General features: G+C 58.9%; 24 protein-coding genes. 11 read left to right on the top strand and 13 right to left on the bottom strand.

The window, feature by feature from the left end; genetic code table 11:
- Positions 1-56: 56 nt before the first annotated feature.
- From ACYVRZ_RS03285 to ACYVRZ_RS03260, 6 genes are all read right to left on the bottom strand, one after another.
- Positions 57-731 carry a family 20 glycosylhydrolase gene (locus ACYVRZ_RS03285; protein ID WP_461224774.1) on the bottom strand — a complete coding sequence of 225 codons (675 nt, stop codon included), beginning with the start codon at positions 729-731 and terminating at the stop codon, positions 57-59.
- 18 nt (positions 732-749) lie between these two features.
- The gene (locus tag ACYVRZ_RS03280) at positions 750-2,282 is read right to left on the bottom strand and encodes a DUF4127 family protein (protein WP_461224772.1); all 1,533 of its coding nucleotides are present in this window, start codon (positions 2,280-2,282) and stop codon (positions 750-752) included.
- Positions 2,283-2,406: 124 nt separating this feature from the next.
- Complete coding sequence (locus tag ACYVRZ_RS03275) at positions 2,407-3,012, bottom strand: hypothetical protein (protein WP_461224770.1); 606 nt, start codon at positions 3,010-3,012, stop codon at positions 2,407-2,409.
- Positions 3,013-4,284 (bottom strand): ABC transporter substrate-binding protein, encoded by a 1,272-nt coding sequence (locus ACYVRZ_RS03270; RefSeq protein WP_461224768.1) that lies wholly within the window; start codon positions 4,282-4,284, stop codon positions 3,013-3,015.
- A gap of 22 nt (positions 4,285-4,306) precedes the next feature.
- Positions 4,307-5,194, bottom strand: a complete 888-nt coding sequence (locus ACYVRZ_RS03265; protein WP_461224766.1) for a carbohydrate ABC transporter permease — start codon at positions 5,192-5,194, stop codon at positions 4,307-4,309.
- 14 nt (positions 5,195-5,208) lie between these two features.
- Positions 5,209-6,090: a carbohydrate ABC transporter permease gene (locus ACYVRZ_RS03260; protein WP_461224765.1), complete on the bottom strand. Its 882-nt coding sequence runs from the start codon at positions 6,088-6,090 to the stop codon at positions 5,209-5,211.
- Positions 6,091-6,568: 478 nt separating this feature from the next.
- On the opposite strand from ACYVRZ_RS03260, the gene ACYVRZ_RS03255 reads away from it, so the two are divergent.
- From ACYVRZ_RS03255 to ACYVRZ_RS03245, 3 genes are all read left to right on the top strand, one after another.
- The gene (locus tag ACYVRZ_RS03255) at positions 6,569-7,267 is read left to right on the top strand and encodes an N-acetylmannosamine-6-phosphate 2-epimerase (protein ID WP_461224763.1); all 699 of its coding nucleotides are present in this window, start codon (positions 6,569-6,571) and stop codon (positions 7,265-7,267) included.
- A 146-nt stretch (positions 7,268-7,413) separates the two neighbouring features.
- Positions 7,414-8,235, top strand: a complete 822-nt coding sequence (locus tag ACYVRZ_RS03250) for a MurR/RpiR family transcriptional regulator (protein ID WP_461224761.1) — start codon at positions 7,414-7,416, stop codon at positions 8,233-8,235.
- A gap of 26 nt (positions 8,236-8,261) precedes the next feature.
- On the top strand, positions 8,262-8,948 hold the full coding sequence (locus tag ACYVRZ_RS03245) for a glycerophosphodiester phosphodiesterase (protein ID WP_461224759.1): 687 nt from the start codon (positions 8,262-8,264) through the stop codon (positions 8,946-8,948).
- 91 nt (positions 8,949-9,039) lie between these two features.
- On the opposite strand, the gene ACYVRZ_RS03240 is transcribed toward ACYVRZ_RS03245, so the two are convergent.
- On the bottom strand, positions 9,040-10,080 hold the full coding sequence (locus ACYVRZ_RS03240; RefSeq protein ID WP_461224757.1) for a Gfo/Idh/MocA family protein: 1,041 nt from the start codon (positions 10,078-10,080) through the stop codon (positions 9,040-9,042).
- Between the two features lie 207 nt (positions 10,081-10,287).
- Between ACYVRZ_RS03240 and ACYVRZ_RS03235 the strand changes: the two genes are divergently transcribed.
- The 4 genes from ACYVRZ_RS03235 to ACYVRZ_RS03220 all read left to right on the top strand — a co-directional run bounded on the left by ACYVRZ_RS03235 (position 10,288) and on the right by ACYVRZ_RS03220 (position 13,674).
- The gene (locus ACYVRZ_RS03235; protein WP_461224755.1) at positions 10,288-11,127 is read left to right on the top strand and encodes a sugar phosphate isomerase/epimerase family protein; all 840 of its coding nucleotides are present in this window, start codon (positions 10,288-10,290) and stop codon (positions 11,125-11,127) included.
- 415 nt (positions 11,128-11,542) lie between these two features.
- Positions 11,543-12,163 carry a hypothetical protein gene (locus ACYVRZ_RS03230; RefSeq protein WP_461224753.1) on the top strand — a complete coding sequence of 207 codons (621 nt, stop codon included), beginning with the start codon at positions 11,543-11,545 and terminating at the stop codon, positions 12,161-12,163.
- A gap of 93 nt (positions 12,164-12,256) precedes the next feature.
- Positions 12,257-12,844: a hypothetical protein gene (locus ACYVRZ_RS03225; RefSeq protein ID WP_461224751.1), complete on the top strand. Its 588-nt coding sequence runs from the start codon at positions 12,257-12,259 to the stop codon at positions 12,842-12,844.
- 167 nt (positions 12,845-13,011) lie between these two features.
- Entirely contained in the window at positions 13,012-13,674 is a 663-nt protein-coding gene (locus ACYVRZ_RS03220; protein ID WP_461224750.1) for a type 1 glutamine amidotransferase, read from the top strand.
- An 80-nt stretch (positions 13,675-13,754) separates the two neighbouring features.
- Here the strand turns inward: ACYVRZ_RS03220 and ACYVRZ_RS03215 are convergent, their stop codons facing one another.
- The 4 genes from ACYVRZ_RS03215 to ACYVRZ_RS03200 all read right to left on the bottom strand — a co-directional run bounded on the left by ACYVRZ_RS03215 (position 13,755) and on the right by ACYVRZ_RS03200 (position 16,202).
- The gene (locus ACYVRZ_RS03215; RefSeq protein WP_461224906.1) at positions 13,755-13,988 is read right to left on the bottom strand and encodes a hypothetical protein; all 234 of its coding nucleotides are present in this window, start codon (positions 13,986-13,988) and stop codon (positions 13,755-13,757) included.
- A 144-nt stretch (positions 13,989-14,132) separates the two neighbouring features.
- Positions 14,133-14,603, bottom strand: coding sequence for a flavodoxin domain-containing protein (locus ACYVRZ_RS03210; RefSeq protein WP_461224748.1), 471 nt, complete (start codon positions 14,601-14,603; stop codon positions 14,133-14,135).
- Between the two features lie 159 nt (positions 14,604-14,762).
- Positions 14,763-15,878: a lactate oxidase gene (locus ACYVRZ_RS03205; RefSeq protein WP_461224746.1), complete on the bottom strand. Its 1,116-nt coding sequence runs from the start codon at positions 15,876-15,878 to the stop codon at positions 14,763-14,765.
- A 117-nt stretch (positions 15,879-15,995) separates the two neighbouring features.
- Positions 15,996-16,202 (bottom strand): LBP_cg2779 family protein, encoded by a 207-nt coding sequence (locus ACYVRZ_RS03200; protein WP_262315884.1) that lies wholly within the window; start codon positions 16,200-16,202, stop codon positions 15,996-15,998.
- A gap of 545 nt (positions 16,203-16,747) precedes the next feature.
- On the opposite strand from ACYVRZ_RS03200, the gene ACYVRZ_RS03195 reads away from it, so the two are divergent.
- Entirely contained in the window at positions 16,748-17,047 is a 300-nt protein-coding gene (locus ACYVRZ_RS03195; protein ID WP_461224744.1) for a hypothetical protein, read from the top strand.
- A 43-nt stretch (positions 17,048-17,090) separates the two neighbouring features.
- On the opposite strand, the gene ACYVRZ_RS03190 is transcribed toward ACYVRZ_RS03195, so the two are convergent.
- Together ACYVRZ_RS03190 and ACYVRZ_RS03185 are read right to left on the bottom strand one after the other, a co-directional pair.
- Positions 17,091-17,729, bottom strand: coding sequence for an LVIS_2131 family protein (locus tag ACYVRZ_RS03190; RefSeq protein ID WP_461224742.1), 639 nt, complete (start codon positions 17,727-17,729; stop codon positions 17,091-17,093).
- Positions 17,730-17,739: 10 nt separating this feature from the next.
- On the bottom strand, positions 17,740-19,092 hold the full coding sequence (locus tag ACYVRZ_RS03185; protein WP_461224740.1) for an FAD-dependent oxidoreductase: 1,353 nt from the start codon (positions 19,090-19,092) through the stop codon (positions 17,740-17,742).
- Positions 19,093-19,249: 157 nt separating this feature from the next.
- On the opposite strand from ACYVRZ_RS03185, the gene ACYVRZ_RS03180 reads away from it, so the two are divergent.
- The 3 genes from ACYVRZ_RS03180 (at position 19,250) to ACYVRZ_RS03170 (ending at position 23,796) form a co-directional block, all read left to right on the top strand.
- Complete coding sequence (locus ACYVRZ_RS03180) at positions 19,250-20,002, top strand: MurR/RpiR family transcriptional regulator (protein ID WP_262315888.1); 753 nt, start codon at positions 19,250-19,252, stop codon at positions 20,000-20,002.
- A gap of 511 nt (positions 20,003-20,513) precedes the next feature.
- Positions 20,514-21,878 (top strand): PTS sugar transporter subunit IIC, encoded by a 1,365-nt coding sequence (locus tag ACYVRZ_RS03175; protein ID WP_262315889.1) that lies wholly within the window; start codon positions 20,514-20,516, stop codon positions 21,876-21,878.
- 541 nt (positions 21,879-22,419) lie between these two features.
- On the top strand, positions 22,420-23,796 hold the full coding sequence (locus ACYVRZ_RS03170) for a PTS sugar transporter subunit IIC (protein WP_461224738.1): 1,377 nt from the start codon (positions 22,420-22,422) through the stop codon (positions 23,794-23,796).
- The last annotated feature ends 29 nt before the right edge of the window (positions 23,797-23,825 follow it).

Here is a 23,825-nt window from a genome sequence, read left to right as displayed (position 1 = left end):
ATCTCGAACTTCTCGTGGAAACCGTTTTGCTGCTGGTAGATGCCGCTGCCCAGGTTCTACGCCTCATCCATCCCCAGGTGCAGCTTGTGGCTTCGAAATGCCTGACGCAGGGTACTAATCAGGGCATCGATGAAGCGGTAGGTCTTCTCCGAGCCGACCAGCAAGAGTTCCTGGGTGTCCTTGAAGCCGTTGCTGAATCCCCACTTGAGCGGGTTGGCCAGGTGGCCCAGCGTCTGAATGGCCGGAATCAGCTCGATGTGAAGCGCCGCGGCATAGTCATCCATTGCCTTCAGCTCGGCCAGCGAGTAGCGGCCGCGCAGGTAACCAAAGTACGGGTAGGCCGGGACCTCGTAGACGTCTTCCATGTACAGCATGCAGCTGTTGAGTCCCAGCCGCGCCAGGCGCTTCAGCAGGTTCTTGACGGCCGCAACTGTCATCACCCCGTTGCGGGACATGTCGACCATCGGCCCCACGCTGTTGAACCGCACAACCTCGCGAACGGATTCGCCCGGCGCCAGGCTCAGCCAGCGCAGCAGGCCTCGCACGATGTAACTCGGTGAGTTCACGGTGATCTGATTGCGGTCACCTTTTTCGACCAGCAGCTCCCGCTCGGCCGTCTGCACCAGCGTCAAAAGCGTTCCGCCCTCGTCTGCGCGAACGCCGAGCTCCTTCAAAAAATCACGGTTGGCTTCGATGAAGTCCTCAAAACCAACAAAGTGAATGCTTTGCATGATGTGCCTCTCCTACAATTAGTGTGCAAAGGTGACGTTGCAATAAAGTTCAAACAACCGGTTCCACGGGAAGCTCAGCTCAATGTCGAACTGACCGTCAATGAACACAGTTGGCAGGTACTCCTGCGTGAGGTCGCGCAGCTCTGCCACCATCCGCGCCGTCAGCGCAGGTTGCTTGTCGTACAGGTTAAAGTAGTTGATGCCCAGGGCCTTGTTTGGCTCGTTCTTCTCGATTTGTTGAATCTCGTCGCGAATGATTGCCTGGTAGAAGACATCATCCAGCACCTCCGAGTACAGGTTCTCGCGATGCGCCTTATCCTCGCAATCCAGGGCAAAAATCGCCTCGGACAAGGTGCTGCCCAGCGTGTTGCAGTTGGTGTTCCAGCCCCGGTAGCTGAGCAGGTGACTCATCATCGTCGGGTCCTTCGCCAGCAGCTGGAACAGCTGGAAATCCGCGCCGTTGGAATACGCCGCATCACACACCGCAATGCGCTTGCCCTCGCTGGCCAGCGCCTGAATGGCGGCGACGAAGTACGGCAGGTTGCGGTTGCGGTCGTAGCTAATCTCGTGAGCGTTGAACTGATAGGCGGCCTCACCCATGCGCTTGCCGGCCGTGTTGTAGGCGAGCACGAAGTCTGCCTGGTTGATGTCGGTGGTCAACCGGCTCCCGGTGACCAGGACGTGGGACTTCAGGCTTTCGCCAAGCTCACGGTCCTCGTAACCCGGAACGATGAACGGGCCATTGATTGAGGTGAACTCAACGTAAATCTTGGGTTGGGCGAAGCGACTGCGGTTGACCGCCCGGGCCAGCAAATCATAGCCGACCTCATCGGCCCCGGGGTAAATCAGAATCTGGTCGCTCAAGTTCAGATTGCGAACCATCGGGTAAATGTCTTTTTGGTCCATCGCGGTGAAGCCAAGCTCGTGTGAGTCGTCTTGTGGAATCACCATGAAATCGATAGCACCGGCCTTCACCAGCTTGATCAGCCGCTGCGTGACCTGCTTGTTGAACTTGCGCCGCGTGGTGAAGTCTTCGATGATTTCGACCGGGACCTCCGCCTTGATTTTGGTAAATTCGGCCTGCTCCGATTCGCTGATGGTGCCACGCTGGGTGAGATCGGTGAACGCCCCGTACTGGAAGATCCGCCGGCCGTACTCCTCGTAGTAATCGGGCTCCTCCTCGGCGCTGCTGTACTGCGGCGTTCGCATAATCATGCTGGACAGGTAAACCACCAGCCGCGGGTTTTGTTGCTTCAGCGCGGCGACCCGGTCGATGAACGTGTCAATCTCGGCCTCTGCCTTGTGGTGCAGCCGCGACGGAATCAACCCGCCGTACATCAGCATTTCGGTGGAGAGAATGGCGATGTCCGACGCCGCCACATGGGCCGCCACGAACTGCCACAGCGCATCGGTGTCGGCCGGCGTCTTCTTGTGCGGGAGAATGTCCGCGGCCGGTGACACGACCCTGACGCCGTTGACTGTCTTGACGGCTCGCAGCGGATAAGCATAGTTGCACGGCCGTTCATCCAAAGGAACATACAGAATTTGCATAACGATAACCTCACCTGTTGAATTGTAGGAATAACATCTTTCCGTAAATAAGCCAGATCTTCGTCAATTGGGGGACAATTCGCGAAAATCCGGCTTATTTTGACACGCGTCCGGCGGTCTAGGCCTAGCCGAAGATTAGGGTCTCTGCCGTCAGTCCCTTATAGAACGAGACGACTTCGGCTACGATAATCCCAGGTAGGAAGAAGAGCCCGAACACGAAGTTAGCAATCGAGAATTCAAAGGACGCAACCAGAAGGACGAGGAGCAAAAGCAACTTGACCAAATGATGTGCTGTGTAGTTGGCAAAGGCCAAAACATCCATCACAAAGCTGTGGTGCGACTGGGTGCTGCCTGCAAACAACCAGTACAAAAGCGTCAGCAGAAACATCCCCAAGGCATAGGTGCGAATCACCCGTGGCGCCAGCGCAACCGCGGAGAGCCGGACGGGAACCGCCACGAAGACCAGCCAGTAGCCCAGCGTCAGCAGGTAGAGTATCTGCTGACGACGCGTCGGCCGAAACTGATCTTGACTGTCGCGAAAGGCATCGCGGAAGCGGCCGTAGCGGTGCGAAGCCACTTTCTCGTAGGCACCCACCAGCTGCATCGCGTTGGTGTAGGCGTGACGCACGAACAGTGATTTGATCAGATGAAGCCAGAAGGTCATGCTGACGCAGACCAGGAGGTAGATTTTATCAAAGCCAAGGAGCAGCAGTTCATTCAGTCTTTTCATCTATTTCAGTCCAAACTTTTGGCGATCGTCAGCGGCGAGCTTCTTCAGCGTGGCGTCGATCTTCTTGTCACTGGTCTTGTTTTGCACGAAGTTGGAAAGCTGGGTGATGTAGCCACTTTCAATTTCAGAGAAAGAGCTGATGTACGGGTTAGGTTGCACCGGGCGACCGGAGTTGATTTCGTCCATCAAGATGGTGGCGTGTTCCGGTGCGTAGTCAACCTTGGCCATGTCGTTCACATTGGACTTCAGCACGGACACCGCACCGAGCTTGTCGCCTTGAATCTTTTGACCGCGGCCATAGGTCAGCCACTTCAGCAGCTTCCAGGCCTCGGCCTTGTGCTTGGTCTGGCTGGTGATGGCAATCTGCTGCTGGTTGGCGATCAGCTTGCCGGCCTTGCCGCGTGGGAAGGTCGTGATGTCCCAGTTGAACTTCGCGTTTTCCTTGAAGTTCTTCCATTCCCAGACCCCACCGGATTGCATCGCGGTTTTCTGCGCCAGGAACGCGTTGTTGACCCCTTGCATCTGGGCAGCGCTTGGCTGGTAGTTGTACTTGTTGACCATGTCCCGGTACATCTTGACGTATTTAAGGCTTTGGGCATCGTCAAAGGTAATTTTTTCATCCATATTGACCAAATATGAGCCGGCCATCGACAGCAGCGATGCCGTTGTGTTCATATCGGTCACAGCGAATTGGACCGTCTTGCCGTTTTGAACCTTCTTGAACTTGTCGGCGATCTTCATGAAGTCGTCCCAGGTCCAGCCGGGTTTCGGATAGGCCACCCCGGCCTTATCGAACATGTCCTTGTTGTAAGTCATGAACGTGGTGGAGTAGTCGCGCGTCATCCCGTACTGCTTGCCGTCGACCTTCCCGAAGTCCATAACCCTTGGCACCAGCTTGGAGGTGTCGATGTCTTTTTTGACGTACTCGTCAAGCGGCAGCAGCAGCCCTTCGCTGACGAACTTCGAAAACGAGTTCGGCAGAATCCAGGTCAGATCAGGCAACTTCTTGCCGGCCGCCATGGTCATGAACTTTTCGTTGTACTTGTTGTAGTCGGCCGTCACCTGCTCCACCTTGATGCCGGTGTCCTTGGTGAACTCATCGAAGACCTCTTGCTCGCGCTTCGCGTTCCCTGGGTCAACGTTCCAGGTCATAATCTTCAGCGTCGGCTTAGATGCGTTCTTGGCGCCGCCCGACTTGCCGCCACTTCCGCAAGCCGTCAGCAGTAGCGCCATCGCGACCATGCCCATTCCAATCCATGCACCTTTTTTCATTATGTCTCTCTCCTTAATTGGCTTACTTACCGGTACTCCCGGTGGTTGCAATACCCTCAATAAAGTACTTCTGACCAATAAAGAACACGATGATAACTGGAACGATCACCATCAGGCTCGCCGCCATCAGCGGCCCCCAAGTGACGTTCAGACTCCCCTTCAGCTGCATGATCCCAAGCGCCAGCGTGTACTTGCTGGTGTCGTTCAAGTAGATCAACGGCGTCATGAAGTCGTTCCAAAAGCCCATAAACGATAACAGTGTGACGGTGATAATAGACGGGCGAGAAAGCGGTACCATAATGTGCCAGAAGATGCCGAACACCCCCGCCCCGTCGAGGTACGCCGATTCCTCAAGCTCACGCGGAATAGTGAGGAAGAACTGACGCATTAGGAAGATGTAGTACGCATTACCAAAGAACGAACCCAACACCAGCGGCACGAAGGTGTTGACCAGGTTCAGGTTCGAGTAGATCAGGTAAACCGGGATCATGGTCACCTGCGATGGCAGCATCATCGTCGCCAGCAGCAGGACAAACCAGACGTTTTTGCCCTTGGCCTCTAATCGCGCAAAGCCGTAAGCGACTAGGGTCGACGAGCAGACCGTCCCGATAACCCCGAGCACGGTGACAAAGACCGTGTTCTTATAGAAGGTGGCGAACTCGATCAGCTTGAACACCTCGCCGAAGTTCTTGAAGTCCCAGACCTTGGGAAAGACGCTTGGCGGGAAGGCCATGATCTCGTCTTCCGGCTTCAGTGAAGCGAAAACCATCCAGATGAACGGGAACAAGAAGACCACTGAGAGCAAGACCAGCAGCGTGTAGGTCACAATTTTGGTCACACGGGCGGTGTGCTTTTTGCTGTGCAGCTTCGCCACGTGTTCCGATTTAACATGATTAACGGTACTTTCCACGACACGACCTCCTCTCAGTCAACCTCGTAGTACACATGCTTGCCCACAACCTTGAACTGAATCAGGGTCACGATCAAGATGATGACGAACAACACCCATGCCAGCGCCGACGCGTAACCCATCTTGAAGAACGAGAAGGCGTTTTGGTAAAGGTAAACCACGAAGAACAGCGCGGAATTGTTCGGACCACCCTGCCCGTTGCCGACGATGTAGGCCGTCGTGAAGATCTGGAACGAGCCAATCATCCCCATGATCAGGTTGAAGAAGATCACGTTCGAGGTCATCGGAATGGTGATGGTGAAGAACTGACGAAACTTGCTTGCGCCATCCAGCTCGGCCGCCTCGTACAGCGCCTCGGGAACCTGCTGGAGACCGGCCAGGTAGATGATCATCCCGCCGCCGGCACCCCAGAGGCTCATGATGATCAAGGCCGGCTTCACCATCGTCTCGCTCAGCAACCAGGCAGATGGAGGCAGATGGAAGAATTCGAGAATCGAGTTGGCAATCCCGAAGTCCGGCTGAAAAATCAGCACCCAGAGCAGCGAACTGGCCACCGCCGGCACCAGCGACGGTATGTAGAAGATGGTGCGAAACAGCTTCATGAAGTGGACCTTGGCGTTCAGCAGGTAGGCCAGGAGGTACCCGACAATCAAGCCCAACGGCACCCCGAAGACCGTGTAAATCAGGGTGTTCCACAGCGCCTTCCAAAACAGCGGGTCGTGCGTCAGGGCCTTGTAGTTATCTAGCCCGACAAAAGTCGCGGTGCCAATCCCGTTGTAGTTCGTGAAGGACATGTAAAGCGAGTAGAGCATCGGCCCTACCGTGAAAATAAAGAAGCCGATCAGCCAGGGCGAAATAAACAGGTAGAAATACTTAGCTGAGTTCTTGCCTCTCATAAACTCCTCCTCCTCATTCATTCTGATGGTCGTCCAATCCGCCCGAAAGTGAAGCGCTTACTTGCGGTCGCCATCATGTTAGCAGACGAAAAAAATTATTTCAACAGTTTATTTTAGAAAATATTTTTTCGAGATGTCAAAAACAGGCGCGGTGCTAGAAGCCGCAAGGGAAGCCGGCCAAACTGCCAGACTAAAATTTCTTTTTTTGTGATTTGTCACGTATTCGATTTTGAAAATGCCCTTAATTCAGGGTTAATTCGTCGCAGTTCATGTTACTTTTTTTTCAATCTGTCAAAGAAGTGGCGAGAATTACTACGACGGTCTTGCCGCCAAGAGGTCGAAGTCGGCACCGAATCACATTTTCTCGTCCGTTTCGTGTACTTGGTTAACGGTAATTTTTGCCAAATTTTTCTAGTTGAAATAATTTTTGCCAAGTGCTATGTTTTAGTCAAATGTTGCAACTAAAGGAGAATGCAAAATGAGTGTGATGACCTTGATTCATCGCGGGCTGATTGTTTCCTGCCAGGCATTAGCCAGCGAACCCCTATTCGGATCGGAAATCATGGCAAAGATGGCGATTGCGGCCAAGCAGGCTAAGGCGGTGGGCATCCGGGCGAACACCGTCACGGACATCCGGGCGATTCAACAGGTTGTGTCACTGCCGATCATCGGCATTATCAAGCGCGACTACCCGGGCTCCAAAGTGTACATCACCGCCACCGCGAAGGAAGTCGACGCGCTGGCGGCCTGCCACGTCCCGATTATTGCCATGGACGCGACGACGCAGCCCCGCCCGGAACAGAGTCTGGCGCAGCTGGTCGCCTACACCCGCGACACGTATCCAGACGTGCTGCTGATGGCCGACACTTCAACGCTAGAAGAAGCCATCAACGCCGAGAACCTCGGCTTCGACTTCATCGGCACTACCCTGCGTGGCTACACGGATTACACCCGCGGTCAAAACATCGCCGACCACGACTTTGCCTATCTCCGCGATGTGCTCAACACGGTGCATACCCCGGTCATCGCGGAGGGTAACATCGACACCCCGGAAAAGGCCAAGCTGGTGCTATCGCTCGGCGCCTACTCAGTGGTCGTCGGTGGCGCCATCACCCGGCCCCAGCAGATTGCCGAGCGCTTCGTCAAACAGATTGAGACGCTCAAGCAAGAAGCCTAGGTCGCCGCGCCAAGGACGTCAGGTGTTTGTGAGCCCGTGGAAGCACCCAAGGTGGTATGATAAGCTGACAACTGATTTACCAAGTTCATGCCGGACCACCGGCATCTCGGGAACTTCCACATCATAAGAGGAAAAGAGGGCCACCATTGAACATCCTTGAAGAGATCGAAAAGAGCTACAATTCGTTTGCACCGAAGGAACGCACGATTGCCATGTTCATCATCCACAATCCGAAGCTCGTTCAATCCATGACCATCACGGACCTGGCCGCTCGCGCTCACTCGTCCATCGCCTCGGTCACGCGCTTTTGCAAAAAAATGAAGTGTGCCAACTACGCCGATTTCAAGATCAAGCTGGCCGTGTCGACCGCTAACGGCGATGCGGCGAAGCAAAAAGATCCCAGCCACACCACCCTGACGCAGGTCAATGAGTTCTACAAAAAAGTGGTGCAACACACTATCAGCTCCGTCGATGAGTCCGTTATTTTGCACGTCACCTCGCTGATTGCCAATGCCAAGCGCGTCTACGTGTTCGGTATTGGCAGCTCAGGGCTCACCGCCCTGGAGCTTCAGTCGCGCCTGTCACGCATGGGCATCGTCGCCTTCGCCTGCACGGACGGCGACGCGATGCGCATCGCCACCGCACTGCTGGGTCAAGACGACTTGATCATCAGCATTTCCAACTCCGGTAACACGCCCGAGATTATCCAAAGCGTCAAAATTGCGCGTAACAATCACGTGCAGATTGTGTCATTCACCAGCTTCTCTCAAAGTCCCTTGACCGAGCTCAGCGACTACACCGTACTGGTCTACAACTCCCTGTTTTTAGACAACGAGTCATTCATCAACACGCAATTTTCCCTGCTCTACGTCGTCGATGTGCTGTCGGTTTACCTGCTCGAGGATCCCCAATATTCTGAAAACATGCGCCTGACTATCGAGGCGGTGCATGAACCCAAATCACTGTAACAACGTTTATCAATCAGGAGGCAATCATGTCAATCCAGATTTTCGGTCACCGCGGGTATCCCGCCCGTTTCCCTGAAAATAGTCTGGCCGGGTTCCGCTACGCCGTGAGCCACGGCATCGACGGCGTCGAAACCGACGTTCACCGCACCGCCGATGGTGAGCTGGTGATCATGCACGACGAGTGGGTCGACCGCACCAGCTCGGGCCACGGCGCCATCAAGGACTACACCCTGGCGCAGCTGCGCGAGTTCCGTCTGGCCAACGGGGAGCCGATTCCGACGTTCAAGGAATTCCTGACGGCCGTCGCCGATTCCTCGGCCCTTTTGGACATCGAGTTCAAAACCACCCGCTACCGCTACGAAGGCCTGGAAGCCCAGGTGCAGGCGCTGGTCGAGCAGTACGGCGTCGCGGCGCGAACCGTCTACTGTTCGTTCAACCCGGACAGCCTGGTCGCCATTCACGCGATTGCGCCGCAGATGCAGCGTTGCTTCTTGACGGAAGGCACGGTGATGCCGAGCTGGGGTACCATCGGTCTGCTGACCGACGTGCTGCACCCCGACCGCTACTTCGACGACCTCGACTTGCCGCAACGCATCTGGACCATCGACGACCCGTGGCAGATGCGGCGCCTCAGCCGCCTGCCGAACGTCACTGGGCTGATCACCAACCACTTCGAGGAAGCGCAGGAAATTCTGCGCCTCGAGCAAGCCTAATGTATCGCCGACTCCCGCGACCCTCCTGCCGCGGGAGCTTTTTTGATGACAGCAAAAAGGCGCCGGATTAGATTCGGCGCCTCACCTGTCGCTACAGTGTCACGGCCGCCACCGCGCCGCCGTCATCCGCCGAGCGAACCTCGGCCTCGGCGATCTGGATGGTTGCCATGGTGGAACTCAACGGCAGCCGGTCCTGCGGGTCGCGGTCGTTTTGGACGCAGTCGATGAAGAAGCGGATCTCGTTGTAGTAGCCGTCGTTTGCGTCAAGTTCCGGCTCGAAGCTGGCGGCACCGTACGGAAAATCGGTCACCTTGCCGTTCTCGTAGCGGATGGACCCGTGCTCGAAGTCGACGCGGAAGCGCATCTCGAAGCCGTAGTCGTCGGAGTTGATGGTCCAGTTGTCCGAGGCCTGAATCACGCCGCCGGTCGGGTAAATGTAGTTGGTGCTGACGGCATCGTAGCCGCTGGTTTCGATCACGTTTTGGCCGATGGTCGCGACCTTGGCCGGAATGCCGAACAGCCAGTTGATCGTGTCGACGTCGTGAATGTGCTGGTCCAGCAGGCAGCCGCCGGCCAGCTCCTTTTGCATCATCCAATTGTTCCAAGACCACCGCGGGGTCGTGCCGCCGCGATAAAACGATGCATTGACAGCGCTACCGTAGCGGCCAGAGTCAACCGCAGCTTTCACGTAAGCGTAAGCCGGATGGAAGCGTAGGCACTGCGCGACCATCACCTTTTTACCCGTTTCCTCGGCCGCCGCAATCATTTTGGCGCAATCGGCGCTGGAAATCGCCATCGGCTTTTCGCTCAGCACGTTGACGCCGAGGTGCATCGCCTGGACCGCCAACGGGCTGTGGGTGTAAGTCGGGGTGACGAGGTCGACGTAATCGAGGTCCTCATGCGCAATCATGTCGGCCATGTCGGCGTAAAAATTGAACTGCGAAAAATCAACGTCGCCGGCCACACCGACCGGCAGATTGCCGGCGACCAGCGCCCCCTTGCGCTTCTTGGGATCCACGTCGCAAATCGCAACCAGCTTCACATCCACGCCTTCTTCTTGCAGGCGCAGGTAGTTCCTGAGGTGGCCGTTGCCCATGAAGCCCAGGCCGACCAGTCCCACTTTAATCGTCATAATGATCCTCCTTCGAGTCTGGAATACCTGTAGAATACCCGCAAAAGCGCTTGCAAAATGCCGCAATCGGCTAGGAAATGTCTGATATCGGCCACACCGTCGCGCATCCGCTTACACCGGCCCGTTGAGCGTCCATAATGGGCGTGACGGATGCCGCCAAGCCCTTGCGCCGCATCCCCGAACCAGACCCGAATAAGGAGGACTAACATGGTAACCATTGGACTAAACACGGGCTGTGCCCCGGCCGACATGCCGATGGCGACGATTTTCACCCGGGCCAAGGCGGCCGGGTACGACCACCTGGAGCTGGACATGGTGGCGGCGACACCCCAGGCCCAGGCGCTGGGGCTGTTGACGGAGGCGGTCACCGACGCGGAACTGACTCAGATGGCCGCGCTGAGTCGCGACGCGGGACTTGCGGTGTCGAGCGTCTCGACCGGGCTGCACTGGCAGGCCGTTTTGAGCAGCCCGGACGCGGCGGTTCGGGCCCGGGGCATCGCGGTGGCCAGGCGCATGATCGACGCGGCCCAGGCGGTCGGCGGCGACACGGTGCTGATCGTGCCGGCGGTGATTGAAGCCGGCACGGACTATCAGGCCGCCTACGACCGAGCCCAGGCATCGCTTGCGGCAATCGGCGACTACGCCAGCGGTACCGGCGTGGCCGTCGGGGTGGAAAACGTGTGGAACAACTTCCTGATGACGCCGCTGGCCATGCGGCAGTTCATCACCGAACTCAACCACCCGGCCATCGGTGCGTATTTCGACGTCGGCAACGTGCTGCAGTGCGGGTTCCCCGAGCAGTGGCTGCACGTGTTGGCCGAGCTGGTGCTGAAGGTGCATGTGAAGGACTTCCGCACCAGCATCGGCAACATCCAGGGCTTCGTGCCGCTGTTGGCCGGCGATGTGAACTGGCCGGCGGTGATGGCGGCGCTGAAAGACATCGGCTACAACGGCGCCGTCACGGCCGAGGTGCCGCCTTACCGCTACTGCGCCGATCAGGCGATCGACGACACCGCCAACGCGCTGCGGCGGATTCAGGCGCTTTAGCGAACGACCGACGAAAGGGTTGTGCAGCGGCACCGGGCGAACCCGCAGTAGCGTCGGGTGGTTCGATGCGGCCATTGCGCAACGCCTTTCGCCGGTGGAGAATCGTATTTCCCGGCGTAACGATTTCCCGCCGGTGCCACGCATTCTCCGGCGCCACGCTTTCCCTGGTGCCACGCATCCCTCTGGTGCCGCCCTTCCCCGGCACCACGCAACCCCACCGGTGCCACGCAGCCCCACCATTGCGATTCCGCCGCCGGTTGCCTTTCGCCCGTCGCGGCTCGCAGCCACCTGCGCCGACCCGCCCGTTGCGGCGACACCCCCCAGCTTCACCGCGCGGCCGCCACGCTTTCGTGGTAACATGGCTTTGGAAGCAGTTGCCACTCGCTGACAAATCCAGATAGATCGGAAGCGCGACATGCCTAAATACGAAGTTCACAATCAGCTCAAAAACGTTTTGCACTCGGACATCTCCCGGGAGGAGAAGTTCCGGTACCTGGCCGGCTACTACTGGAAGGCCGCCGCGGCCATCGCCGTCGCCGTGGTCTTGGCCGGCTACTTCGTCTACACGCAGGTGACGGCCAAGGGCCAGGCCTTCAACATCGGCGTGTTCGTCAACGTGGCCAACGACGACGCCCAGCCCGGCGTCAAGAAGCAGGTGGAAAAGTGGGTCACCTACGATAAGGATAAGGACAACTTGGTGGTCACCTGGGACACCATCTCCCAAAGCTCCGCCGCGATGCAGCGGCTGGTCGACGGCATCGCCGCCAGCGAAATCGACCTGGCCGTGGTGCAGCCCAAGATTTACCGCAACTACCAGAAGCAAGGCAGTGTGGCGACCCTGCCGCTGAGCAAAGCCCAGGTGGCCAAGTACCGCACCAAGCTGATTTTCAAAAACGGCAAGGCGACCGGCGTCTACGCCGGCAAGCTGCCGCTGTTCAAAAAGTACGGCCTCACCAACCAGGTCATGTTCTTCTCCGCGGCGTCCAAGCACCGCACCGTGACCCAGCAGGTGCTGGTCAAAATGCTCGCACAGTAGCCAGACCCCGACTTGTGGCGCCGCCCCCGGCTCGCCTAGGCAATGACGGTCACGTCGCGTCTGCCGTGCGGCTCACAACATAGGAGGCACGACATGACCAAACCCCGCGTCCTGCTGCTGGGCGATTCGATGCGCATGGGCTACCAAGAAGACCTGCGCCGCGAGCTCGCCCCGGTGGCCGAGACCCTTTTCTCCCCGGAAAACGGACGAGACACCACGTTTACGCTGTGGCAGGCCAACCAGCTGCTGCACGAATACGGCGACGTCGATGTGATTCACTGGAACAACGGCTACTGGGACATGAATCCAGAGCCGCCGATGCTGGAGCGGCTGCACCCGCTGCCGGAGTACCGTTACTTCCTGACCCGCCTGGCCGAGTTCCTCGGCCAACACACCAAGCACCTGGTGTTCGCCACCACGCTGCCGGTGCGTTACACCGGCCACGCCACCGACAACACCGGCATCGACATCGACATCACCTACGATGACGCGGTGGTACGAGCCTACAACGCCGCCGCGCTGCCGATCATGCAGACCCACGGCGTCGCGATCAACGACCTTTACCACTTCGCGCTGCAGGACGCCAACTACTTCAAGGGCCCGGACCGGCTGCACCTCAGCGCCGAGGGCAACCGCCAAGTCGCCGCTCACACCGCCGCCTTCTTGCGGCAGTACCTGTAAGCGCCGCGGCCCGTCCCCGCTTTAAGCCCCATTTGGCACCTTCTCAACGGCAGCCCCGCGTGGCCGCCGTTTTTTTGGTGCCTGGCCTGAGCTGAGCCGGCCTGCTGTTTTTTCCCCCATTCTGTGTTAGAATCAAGCATAATCCGTGCATGGAAAGGGAGACTGACATGGCAGACACGATTCGAATCGCGTACCTATATGAAGACCTGATGAACACGTACGGCGACAGCGGCGATGTGAAAATCCTGCGCTACTGGCTCAACCGCGCCGGTTACCCGGTGGCCGTCGACAACATCAGCCTCGGCGCCGACTTCGATGCGATGCAGTACGACTTCGTGTTTTTCGGCGGCGGCCAGGACTACGAACAAACGGTGGTCGCCAAGGACCTGCCGCGGCTGCGCGACACCTTGCGCGACTACATCGAGGCCGGCAAGCCGATGCTGGCCATCTGCGGCGGCTACCAGCTGCTCGGCAGCTACTACATGACCTCAAGCGGCACCAAGATTCCGGGGCTGAGCATTTTGCCGCTTCACACCGTGTTCAAGGCCGACGCCCGGATGATCGGCGACACCGAGTTCGAGACCGAATTCGGCACGGTTCGCGCCTTCGAGAACCACAGCGGCCGCACCTACTTCGACGACGCCGACAAGCTGCAGCCGCTGGGCACGATGGTTCAAGGTTACGGCAACAACCCGGACGACGGCGTCGAGGGCATGCGCTACAAGAACACCTTCGGCAGCTACGCTCACGGGCCGCTTTTGCGCAACGAGAACATCGCCAAGGGCATCACCCAGCTGATTTTGGCCCAACGCGCCAAAGTGCTGGCGTAAGCCCACATCAAAACAGGGACGGCTGACGACACCGGATTCGCGGTGCCATCAGCCGTCCCTGTTTTTGCGTTGCCCGAAGCTCACAGATGCGCCAGAATCGTGTACTTGGTGGCCGGTTCGGCGCCGGGGTGCGGGTCCTGGGCCGCGCCTTCGTAAAAAACGGCGAACTTGCCGTCGTCGTCCTTGCCGACCACCAGGCCCAAGTCCTTGACCGACTTGGCCTTGAAAATCTCCGCGCTGCGCCGCGCCGCCGCAAAATCGTGATCCTGCGCCACCGCATCGCCTGGGTTAAAGTAAATGATCTCATCCATAATGCTCGCTCCCTTCCTGCTGAACCGAACGCGCCGCGACCGGTCACCGGCCGCCGAAGCTCAAGCGCAAAGTGGCCCGAACAACGCCGCCAGCGCGGTAAGCCGCCGACCGCGGCACTGCGCAATCAGACCGGGCCGCCGCGCCGCTTACTGCTTGGCCGCCTGCACGTCCTTGACCTTGGCCACCACCGACTTGGTGAACTGGGCGAACGCCGGCATGTCACCTTCCGTCGCGTTTTGCTCGATTTTGACGGTGGTGGCGCCACGCACGGCCCCGCTGGCTCGCAGCGCCGCCGTGAACAGGTCCGGCGCCGTGTTGTAATCCGCGCCGTAGAACGGATCGCCGGTGCCGACCACGCCGAACACCAAGGGGCCCTGGCTGAAGTCGACCTTTTCCAGATCGGCGTAGAAGTCCTCGGACTCCTCGGGAATGGTGCCACCGGACCAGGTGTAGGTCGACAGCACAATCGCGTCGTAGTCGTTCAGCGTCGCCGCGTCGGTTTGCTGCATAGTGCCGACGGTGGTCTCGGCCCCGGCGTGTTTGAAGAACTGATCCAGAATCCGCGCCATGCCCTTGGCATTGCCCGTGATCGATGCGTACAAAATCAACACTTTCATCGCGTTCACCTCTGCCTTCATTATACTAGGCCGGGCCTAGATGTAAAAGCTTTCACGTGGCGATTGCCTGACCCGTGCAAAAACGCGGCGCGTCACAGGGACGCGCCGCGCTGACCGCATGATTTCCCGGGAAATAATCTCGGGCGTGGAAGCCATGCGTTAGTCTGCGTAATTAAAGTGGGTGAGCGGCGCCTGCTTGACGTCAGCGATGGTCTTGGTGCCGGCCAGCTGCATGGTGATCTCAAGCTCGTGGTTCAGAGCCTCAAACACGCTTTGAACCCCCTGGGCCCCACCAAGCGCCAGGCCGTACACGGCAGGCCGGCCGATAGCGACCAGGTCGGCGCCGGCCGCCAGGGCCTTGAAGACGTGGCTGCCGCGGCGAACGCCGGAGTCGAAGATGATCGGCACCCGGTGGTTGACCGCCTTGGCGATCGCCGGCAGCACGTCGAACGCCGCCGGGCCGCCGTTGAGCTGGCGACCGCCGTGGTTGGAGACGTAGATGCCGGCCGCACCGGCCCCGATCGCGAGCAAGGCGTCTTCGACGGACTCAATGCCCTTGACGATCACCGGCAGATCCGTGTGAGCCGCGATGTGCCGCACGTCATCCGGGCCGATTTTCTGAGCGGCGGCGGCGTAGATTTCGCCGATGCCCTGGCCCTTGCCGGCGCCTTCGGAGAACTTCTCGAGGTTGGCCATCGGAATCGGGAACTGGAAGTCGTTGACAATGTCGGCCTCGCGGTAACCGTCGACGGTCGCATCAACGGTCAGGAGGATGGCCTTCACGCCAGCCTTTTTCGCCTCGTCCAGCAGGGCGTAGTTGAAGGTCCAGTCCTTGCTCATGTAGAGCTGGAAGAACTGCGGGGCGCCGTTGCCGGCAGCCGCGGTGGCTGCGATGGAGGTCGAGCTGTACGTGCTTTGGCTCATCAGGCCGCCGACCGCAGCGACGCCCTTGGCCGTGTCAACCTCGCCCTTGGCATGGGCGAGCCCCTGGGCGGCCACCGGTGCCATCATAATCGGCGTCTTCAGGTCAATGCCGAACACCGTGGTCGCAGTCGATGGTTGCTCAATGTTGGACAGAGCTTTGGGCACAATCTGCGCGTGGGTGAACGCCTGCGTGTTCTGGCGCAGCGTCCAGTCGTCCTCGGCGCCACCCACGATGTAGCCGAAACCACCCTTGGGAATAATCTTTTGCGCGTCTTTTTCAAGCGCCGGCAGGTTCACGATCTTCAGCGGTCGCTCGTTGTCGCTTTGTTCATAGCCATTCACAATTGTCATAAGAATCCCTCCCAAAGTTGTTTACGAGGTCTATCTTATCACTTACTAAAGATAAGTAAAGCTAATTCACTGATTTTTGGTAAGAAAAAAGAGCCGCTGCCAGCGACTCAACCTTGTCTACTTGCCTGTTGGCTTGTGTTCCATGTAATCGCGGAGACTCGCCACGATCGACGGTTCCGGTGCCTCGCGCATTGCCTTGATGTTGTGGATGTGTTCGACGGACACGTGACTATTGAGCGCCATTTCAGTATCAGTCAGATTGTTCTTTCGCTGAAACGCGATGATCTCCTGAGAGAACGCACTTACTTGTTCCTTCTCACTCACGGTTGTAACCTCCTCGATTTGTATCCCCTTTAGTATACCGAACTTTGAGCCAAAAGAGCAGTTTATTTGCAGAGGGCGAAGACGAGCACACTTAGCGAACCGGTTAGCGTAGCGCTGGCACTTGAAGCGGTCCTTGCTTCGAGCGCCAGCGCAAGCTAAACGCGTTCGCGTTGCGAGTCGGAGCCCGTTTATCAGAGGGCGAAGACGAGCGCCTTAAGCGGGACGGCTTGCCTAGCCGTGGTGCTTGGGGCCCGGGCCTGGCCCCGAGTGACGCGGCGTAGCAAGCCGCTCCCGCGTTGCGAGCCGCAGCCCGTTTATCAGAGGGCGAAGACGAGCACACTTAGCGAACCGGTTAGCGTAGCGCTGGCACTTGAAGCGGTCCTTGCTTCGAGCGCCAGCGCAAGCTAAACGCGTTCGCGTTGCGAGTCGGAGCCCGTTTAATGGCGCCGACGGCCACGTTCCCGATTTCTTTGCCACTAAACTTGCGTAAGCGAACGTTTGTTTGTATAATAGACTTAGAGCATGAGACTAGGGAGGGATTAGCCATGGATCATTTTGCCTACCTCAACGACCTGGCCGCGGCGCAGCACACCAAGCTGCGGGTGCGGCGCTTCGAGAACAAGAACGTGATCATCCGGCGCAACCTCGCCAACAACAACGGGCTGACCACCGCGGTGTGGGACGCCTGGCTGCGCCGCGAGCTGCGCGGCTTCGGCGGCTTCGAACCGGTGATCGAGATCGACAACCTCGGCGAGCACCAGGACATCCGCTTCTTTTCGGAGCGGCAGCTGGCCGACGCCGTCCATTACATCCTCAACGTCGACCACGCGGTGCTGGTCGGCTGACGCAAAAGCACGGACCCCCAATTTGGGAGCCCGTGCTTTTGCGTTACTCGTCTTCGCCCAGCGGCAGGACCTTGATCACGGTTTCGTTGGGAACGCGGATCAGGTCGAAGCGCTGCGCCTGGTGGCCGATGTGCATGCCCAGGCCGTTCAGGAACGTCGACTTATACGTGGCTCGCAGCGACGCCACCCAGGCCTTTTCCGCCGTGCGGTCCAAGGCGGCCAGGGCCGTGGTGTCCCACGGGTAGGCGGAGGCCTTGAGCGTCAGTGCGTTGGTCGCGCTGGCGATGTCGGCGTTGCGGCTGGTGATCTCGGTCTTGGCGCCTTCCGTCCAGTACGTGTAGTAACGCACCGCGGCGGCATCGGCGCCGGTGCCCGTTTTGACCGTCACGTAGTACGAGCGCGTCGCGTCCGGCTGGATGATCAGCTTGTGGTAGGTGTAGTGCAGCCGGATGCTAGCGGTGTCGGTGTAATCAACCGGCCGCAGCCAGGTCACCCAGCTCATGCCGTAGACGGCGGCGACCAGCACCACCACCTCGATCAGGTCGACCAAAAGCGTGAGCCCGGCGCGGTTCTTGCGGTGCAGCACCAGCATGCGCAGGTGGCGGTGACGGATGTTCAGCACGATGAAAATCAGGTAGCAGATCACAAGCACCCAGGCCGCGACCCCGATCAGGTTCCACATAATAGTCCTCCTATTGCGCTTGGTCTGCCTGCGCGACGGCGGCTTGGCCCAGCAGGTTCAGGTAGTTCCACGGCTTGTTGTAATGCGGGTTGAACAGCATGTCCACGTAGGCCAAGTCGTCAATCGTGTTGCGGTTTTGAATCATCACCGACAGCAGGTTGGCCGACTGCACGATGTCGTACTTGCTGTACAGCTGGGCCCCCAGGATGCCGCGGGTCTCGGTGTTGTAAACCAGCCGCATCGTGATCGGTGCGGTGGTCGGCATGAACTCCGGGCGGTAGTTCTCCTTCAGGGTGACCGCGGCGGCCGGCAGCTTCAGCTTCAGCGCGTGGTCCAGGGTCAGGCCGGTGCAGGCCAGCGTGTGGTTGTACACGCGCATCGCGCTGGTCGACTGGGTCCCCATGTACTTCACGCGGTTGCCCAGCACGTTGATGCCGGCGAGCTTGCCCTGCCGCACCGCGTTGGTGGCCAGCGGTGCGTAGGCGTCCTTACCCGTGGGGTTAAAATGCACCGCCACGGCATCCCCGGCGGCGTAAATATCGGGATCCGAGGTCTGCATGTAGTCATTGACGTGAATCGAGCCATCCGCGTTGGTCTTCACCTGGCCGTCGACCAGCTCGGTCATCGGCTGAAACCCAACGCACACCACCGCAAAATCGGCGGTGTGTTCCGTTTTGTCCGTGCGAATGTAGGCGTGGGACTCATCGGAGTCGAACTGCAGCGCGACTTCATTGAGGTGCGTGTCGACGCCATGCGCGTTGAGCTCGGCCTCGATCAGATCGCCGATCGGCGCGTCGACGTAGTGGCTGAGCAGCCGGTGAACGCCGTTGATGAACAGCACGTGGTGACCGGTGCGACTGTAGGCCTCGGCCAGCTCGACGCCGATGTAGCCACCGCCGACGATGGCGATGGTCTCGGCATCCTTGGCGGTTTCCTTAATCGCCTTGGCGTCGTCTGCGTTCTTGCACATCAGGATGCGCGGCAGGCTGATGCCCTGAAGCGGCGGCACCACCGGGTACGAGCCGGTGGTGACGATCAGCTTGTCGTAGTCCTGGGTGAAGGACTCGCCGGTCGCCATGTTTTGGACCTCGAAGCGGTGGAACCGCGCGTCCAGCGCCGTGACGTCGTGGCGCAGATGAACGTGAACGTTCGGCCCCAGTGACTCCAGGCCGGCGGGGGAATCATAGAACATCGATTCGAGCTTGGGCACCATGCCCTCCAAGTACAAGGCGATGCCGCAGGACAAAAAGCTGATGTCCGCGCGACGTTCAAAAATATCGACTTGGGCGTCCGGCTGCTTCGCCAGGATCTCGTGAACGGCCGCAGTACCCGCATGGGTGCAGCCGACGACAGCAATTTTCATGAATGCCGCTTCCTCCGTTAGTGTGATAGTAGGCCGTATACATTATGCCACAAGTTTGGCCAAATCAGAAGCCGCCGCTGCCGGCCATTTTTCCCACGGTGACAGCGCGTCGTTATGGTATGATGAGTGAAGAAAATCGTCAGTAGGAGATGAAGGCGTGTTCCCGTATGACAAGTTGCGGACCCTGAACGGCCTCGAGTCGGCCGTTTACACCTATATCAACCAGCACCAGGCCAGCGTGGAGAAGATGACCATCCGTGAGCTGGCGGAAAAGGCCCATGTCAGCACCACCACGATTCTGCGCTTCGCCAACAAAATGGGCTTTGAGGGCTACTCCGAGCTCCGCTACGCCCTCAAGCAGCACCGCGCCAAGCTCGCCGCCGCCCAGCCCCAAACCGGCTACGACATCTCCATTCCCGTCGCCGAGTTCTTCGAAAGCGTGAACTCCCCGGACTTCACGCAGCTGATCGACCGGGCTTTGACCCACATTCAACCGGCGCCGATGGTCCTACTTTGCGGCATCGGCACCGGCCAGGCCCTCGCCGAGTACGGGGCGCGGTACTGGTCCAACGTCGGCAAGTTCAGCCTGGCCATCACCGACACTGATTACCCGTTCCCGGTTCAAAACCCGGTGCTGCAAGACACCGTGATGATCGCGCTGTCCGTGTCCGGCGAAAGCCAGCAGGTGATCGAAATGGCCTCCCGGGCCCAGCAAAACGGCGTGTTCGTCATCGCCCTGACCAACCGTTCGGACTCGACGCTGGCCCACATGTCCGACCTGGTCTTGGCCTACTACATGCCCGAAATCAAGCACGGCGACCTGAACCTCACCACCCAGGTGCCGATCATCTACCTGATCGAGCTGTTGGCCCACAAGCTGGCCGACGCCCAGGCCGCAGAGACGCTTTAACCCCAAGTCCCCATCCCCCACCCGACTGCCGCCGGGTGGGTTTTTTGGCGTGGCCGGCCGCCGTCCTAACGGGTTGGGGCTGGCGGCCGCCGTTCCAAGCAATCGTCGCACCGGCTGTCAACTCCGGCGGCCAGGCGGCGATCGGCGACCGCAGCGCTACAATTGCCCGGGAAATACGCCGGCCGGGTCGTGACAAGTTCCATTGCGACAAATATTGTCCAGGCAGTGGCTAACCGTCACCATAACCGCCCGGTGCCGCCACAAGACCGGTTTCGCGCCGACATGCGGTGCCACCGCCGCGTCGTCCCTTCGCGCCGGCGCTCGGCGGCCAAATAATTAACCACCATATCTAATTATTGTACATGGGGTTGGTCAATCGGTTACGCTTAGATTGTGGCAGGAACGCCACCGAATTCTGGCCAGGATTCCATTTTTGCACCGCACTCCCACCACCGGGCCCAGCCCGGCTTGACGCGCCGCTTGCCGGCGCCTAAGTTAGGAGGAACACTCTATGGAAGCTTTGATGAATTGGCTTGAAAAATACGTCGTGCCCGTCGCGGCGAAAATCGGCTCGATTCGCTGGCTCGTGGCGCTGCGCGACGCCTTCATCGCCACCATGCCGATCACCATGGCCGGTTCCCTGGCCACCCTTTTTAACGCCCTTTTAGGTACCTACCCCGCGCAATGGGGCTGGAACGGCTTCGTTGACTTCGTGCAGCCGTTCATCGCGGTGAACTCCACCATCGGCACCGCGTCCTTGACCATTTTCGGGGTCTTCTTCGCCGCCATGTGGGGCTACCACCTGTCCAGCCAGTACGACGTGGATGGCGTGGCCGGTGCCTTGGTGTCTTTGGCCGCCTTCTTCATGGGGATCAACGGCACCGCCAGCATTGTCTTGGGCAATAACCTGTCCAAGGCCGCAACCAAAATCCTGACGGACGCCGGCGTCGTGGTCGGTGACAAGGCGCTGACCATCAACTCCGCCTTCTCCACCTCGAACCTCGGCTCCACCAGCCTGTTCACCGCCATGCTCTTCGGGGCCTTGGCCTCGGTGATCTACATCTGGCTGATGCGCAAAGACATCACGATCAAGATGCCCGACAGTGTGCCGCCGGCCGTCGCCAAGGCCTTCACGTCCCTGATTCCGGGGATTGCGGCGCTGTACGTCGTGTCGATTGTCAACCACATTTTCACCAGCGTCACCGGCCACGTGTTCGGGGACTGGCTCTCCGCCACGATTCAGGCGCCGCTGCTCCACGCCGGGCAAGGCGCCGGCATGGTGATCCTGGTCACGCTGTTGGTTCAGGTGTTCTGGTTCTTCGGGATTCACGGGCCGAACGTGTTGGCCCCGGTCCTGGAGTCCATCTGGGGGACCTCCCAAATCCAAAACATCCAGGCCCTGGCCGCCGGCGATGCGCTGCCGTTCAAGTGGGTGCGTGGCTCCTTTGACGCCTACGTGTGGTTCGGCGGCTCCGGTGGGACCATCGTGCTTTTGATCGCCCTACTGATTTTCTCCAAACGGGCCGACGAAAAGGCCGTGGCCAAGCTGGCCCTGGCCCCTGGCCTGTTCAACATCAACGAACCCGTGATGTTCGGGCTGCCGATCGTGTTGAACGCCATCTACTTCATCCCGTTCCTCCTAGCCCCGGTGGTCAACGTGACCGTCGCCTACTTCGTGACCGCGGCCGGCTGGGTGAACCCGGTGCAGATTGCGGTGCCTTGGATCACGCCGCCAGTGCTGAACGCCGTGATGGCGACCAACTTCGACTGGCGAGCCGGTGCCTTGGCCATCTTCAACATGATTGTCGCCTTCGCCATCTGGGTGCCGTTCGTCATGGCCTCCAGCCGGGTGCAAGAAGCCCAGCCGCAGGAATAAGCCGAACGCAACGCCTACCGAAAATGTCGGGCCGCCGCCCGGCATTTTTGCGTTGCCGCGGTCGCGGTGACCGGTGTCGCGACGGTCGCGACACCGGAATATTTCCCGTCGTGAATGCGGTTGCCCAACCGGTCGGTGAACCGGCGAACCGCGTGAAATCGGGTACACCGGCCACCAGCGGCCGGGAAAACGCTGCCGAATTTGGGACTTGTTCCAAATATAAAACTTGTTTTATAAATGTTTCCACGTTTTTTTGTACGCTTAAATCCTATACTTTTGAGGTGCAACCGGTTACACTTGGCATTGTGGCCGTGCGGGTCACATCGATTTCGGCCGAAATCGGGAGCTGTCACTGGTCCTATCCGGGGGGGTTGGATCAGTTAGCCGTCATCATCAGACGTGATGGCCGGCGGCGAATGCGGCTCATCGAATCATTGTTTGTACACACTAGTCCATACATGTCCCCACCAATGCGTGACATGTCATGAATTCGACCAGCGGGTACGCAAGGGTTTGCTCAAATCTTAGGGAGGTTAGATATATGCAAGCAATTATGAATTGGCTTGAAAAGTACGTCGTGCCTGTTGCGGCGAAAATCGGCTCAATTCGGTGGTTGGTTGCGCTGCGTGATGCCTTTATCGCCACGCTGCCAATCACCATGGCTGGTTCTTTGTCCACCTTGCTGAACGCGCTGCTTCAAACCTACCCAACTCAATGGGGTTGGGACGGCTTCGTTCAGGCGGTTCAGCCGATCATCACGATCGACAACACGGTAGGGACGGCATCGCTGACGATCTTCGCGATCTTCTTCGCCGCAATGTGGGGCTACAACCTGTCCAGCCAGTACGACGTTGACGGCGTTGCCGGGACCTTGATTTCCCTGGCTGCGTTCTTCATGGGTATCAACGGGACGACCACGTTCGCCATCGATACCGCCAAGTTCGGTAAGCTCGGTGCTGCCGCAGTTAAGACCCTGACCGACGCTGGTGCTCCGGCGACCAGCTCTTCCGTCACCGTCAACTCTGCGTTCTCCACGGCTAACTTAGGCTCTGCAAGTCTGTTTACTGCCATGATTTTCGGTGCTTTGGCGCTGGTTGTATACATTTTCCTGATGAAGAAGGATATCTCCATCAAGATGCCAGACACCGTCCCACCTGCAGTTTCTAAGGCCTTCACGTCCCTGATCCCAGGGATCGCGGCCCTGTACCTGGTTGCCATCATCAACTACTTCTTCACCACCTTCACCGGCAAAGTGTTCGGGGACTGGCTGTCTGCCACGATCCAGGCACCGCTGCTGCACGCGGGTCAGAGTGGTTGGATGGTTATCCTGGTTTCCCTGCTCGTTCAGGTCTTCTGGTTCTTCGGGATCCATGGTCCTAACGTGCTCGGCCCGGTTCTGGAATCCATCTGGGGGACTTCCCAGATTCAAAACATCCAGGCCCTGGCCAACCACCAGCCACTTCCGTTCCAGTGGGTACGCGGATCCTTCGATGCCTACGTTTGGTTCGGCGGTTCAGGTGGTACCATTGTTCTGCTGATCGCTATCTTGATCTTCTCCAAGCGTGCTGATGAACGCACCGTCGCAAAGCTGGCCTTTGCCCCTGGCCTGTTCAACATCAACGAGCCTGTTATGTTCGGTCTGCCAATCGTTTTGAACGCGGTTTACTTCATTCCGTTCATCGTGGCTCCTGTTGTTAACACCATCATCGCTTACCTTGTCACCATCGCTGGCTGGGTCAACCCAGTTCAGATCGCGGTGCCTTGGATTACCCCACCGGTTCTGAACGCCTTCATGGCGACGAACTTCGACTTCCGTGCTGCGCTGCTCGCGCTGTTCAACATGATTGTCGCCTTCGTCATCTGGATGCCGTTCGTCCTGGCCTCCAGCAAGGTTCAGGAAGAATCCGTCGAGGACTAGGCAAAAGCCCAAAGCAGGCGGCACAACGC

The organism is Lacticaseibacillus suihuaensis (genome assembly GCF_054785075.1).
This window is presented reverse-complemented; position numbering and strand designations above follow the sequence as displayed.

Excerpts from the sequence above, each read along its gene's own strand:
- ACYVRZ_RS03285 (WP_461224774.1), bottom strand. The coding sequence starts at position 731 with ATGCAAAGCATTCACTTTGTTGGTTTTGAGGACTTCATCGAAGCCAAC.
- ACYVRZ_RS03280 (WP_461224772.1), bottom strand. The coding sequence starts at position 2,282 with ATGCAAATTCTGTATGTTCCTTTGGATGAACGGCCGTGCAACTATGCT.
- ACYVRZ_RS03275 (WP_461224770.1), bottom strand. The coding sequence starts at position 3,012 with ATGAAAAGACTGAATGAACTGCTGCTCCTTGGCTTTGATAAAATCTAC.
- ACYVRZ_RS03270 (WP_461224768.1), bottom strand. The coding sequence starts at position 4,284 with ATGAAAAAAGGTGCATGGATTGGAATGGGCATGGTCGCGATGGCGCTA.
- ACYVRZ_RS03260 (WP_461224765.1), bottom strand. The coding sequence starts at position 6,090 with ATGAGAGGCAAGAACTCAGCTAAGTATTTCTACCTGTTTATTTCGCCC.
- ACYVRZ_RS03255 (WP_461224763.1), top strand. The coding sequence starts at position 6,569 with ATGAGTGTGATGACCTTGATTCATCGCGGGCTGATTGTTTCCTGCCAG.
- ACYVRZ_RS03245 (WP_461224759.1), top strand. The coding sequence starts at position 8,262 with ATGTCAATCCAGATTTTCGGTCACCGCGGGTATCCCGCCCGTTTCCCT.
- ACYVRZ_RS03240 (WP_461224757.1), bottom strand. The coding sequence starts at position 10,080 with ATGACGATTAAAGTGGGACTGGTCGGCCTGGGCTTCATGGGCAACGGC.
- ACYVRZ_RS03235 (WP_461224755.1), top strand. The coding sequence starts at position 10,288 with ATGGTAACCATTGGACTAAACACGGGCTGTGCCCCGGCCGACATGCCG.
- ACYVRZ_RS03230 (WP_461224753.1), top strand. The coding sequence starts at position 11,543 with ATGCCTAAATACGAAGTTCACAATCAGCTCAAAAACGTTTTGCACTCG.
- ACYVRZ_RS03225 (WP_461224751.1), top strand. The coding sequence starts at position 12,257 with ATGACCAAACCCCGCGTCCTGCTGCTGGGCGATTCGATGCGCATGGGC.
- ACYVRZ_RS03220 (WP_461224750.1), top strand. The coding sequence starts at position 13,012 with ATGGCAGACACGATTCGAATCGCGTACCTATATGAAGACCTGATGAAC.
- ACYVRZ_RS03210 (WP_461224748.1), bottom strand. The coding sequence starts at position 14,603 with ATGAAAGTGTTGATTTTGTACGCATCGATCACGGGCAATGCCAAGGGC.
- ACYVRZ_RS03205 (WP_461224746.1), bottom strand. The coding sequence starts at position 15,878 with ATGACAATTGTGAATGGCTATGAACAAAGCGACAACGAGCGACCGCTG.
- ACYVRZ_RS03195 (WP_461224744.1), top strand. The coding sequence starts at position 16,748 with ATGGATCATTTTGCCTACCTCAACGACCTGGCCGCGGCGCAGCACACC.
- ACYVRZ_RS03190 (WP_461224742.1), bottom strand. The coding sequence starts at position 17,729 with ATGTGGAACCTGATCGGGGTCGCGGCCTGGGTGCTTGTGATCTGCTAC.
- ACYVRZ_RS03185 (WP_461224740.1), bottom strand. The coding sequence starts at position 19,092 with ATGAAAATTGCTGTCGTCGGCTGCACCCATGCGGGTACTGCGGCCGTT.
- ACYVRZ_RS03175 (WP_262315889.1), top strand. The coding sequence starts at position 20,514 with ATGGAAGCTTTGATGAATTGGCTTGAAAAATACGTCGTGCCCGTCGCG.
- ACYVRZ_RS03170 (WP_461224738.1), top strand. The coding sequence starts at position 22,420 with ATGCAAGCAATTATGAATTGGCTTGAAAAGTACGTCGTGCCTGTTGCG.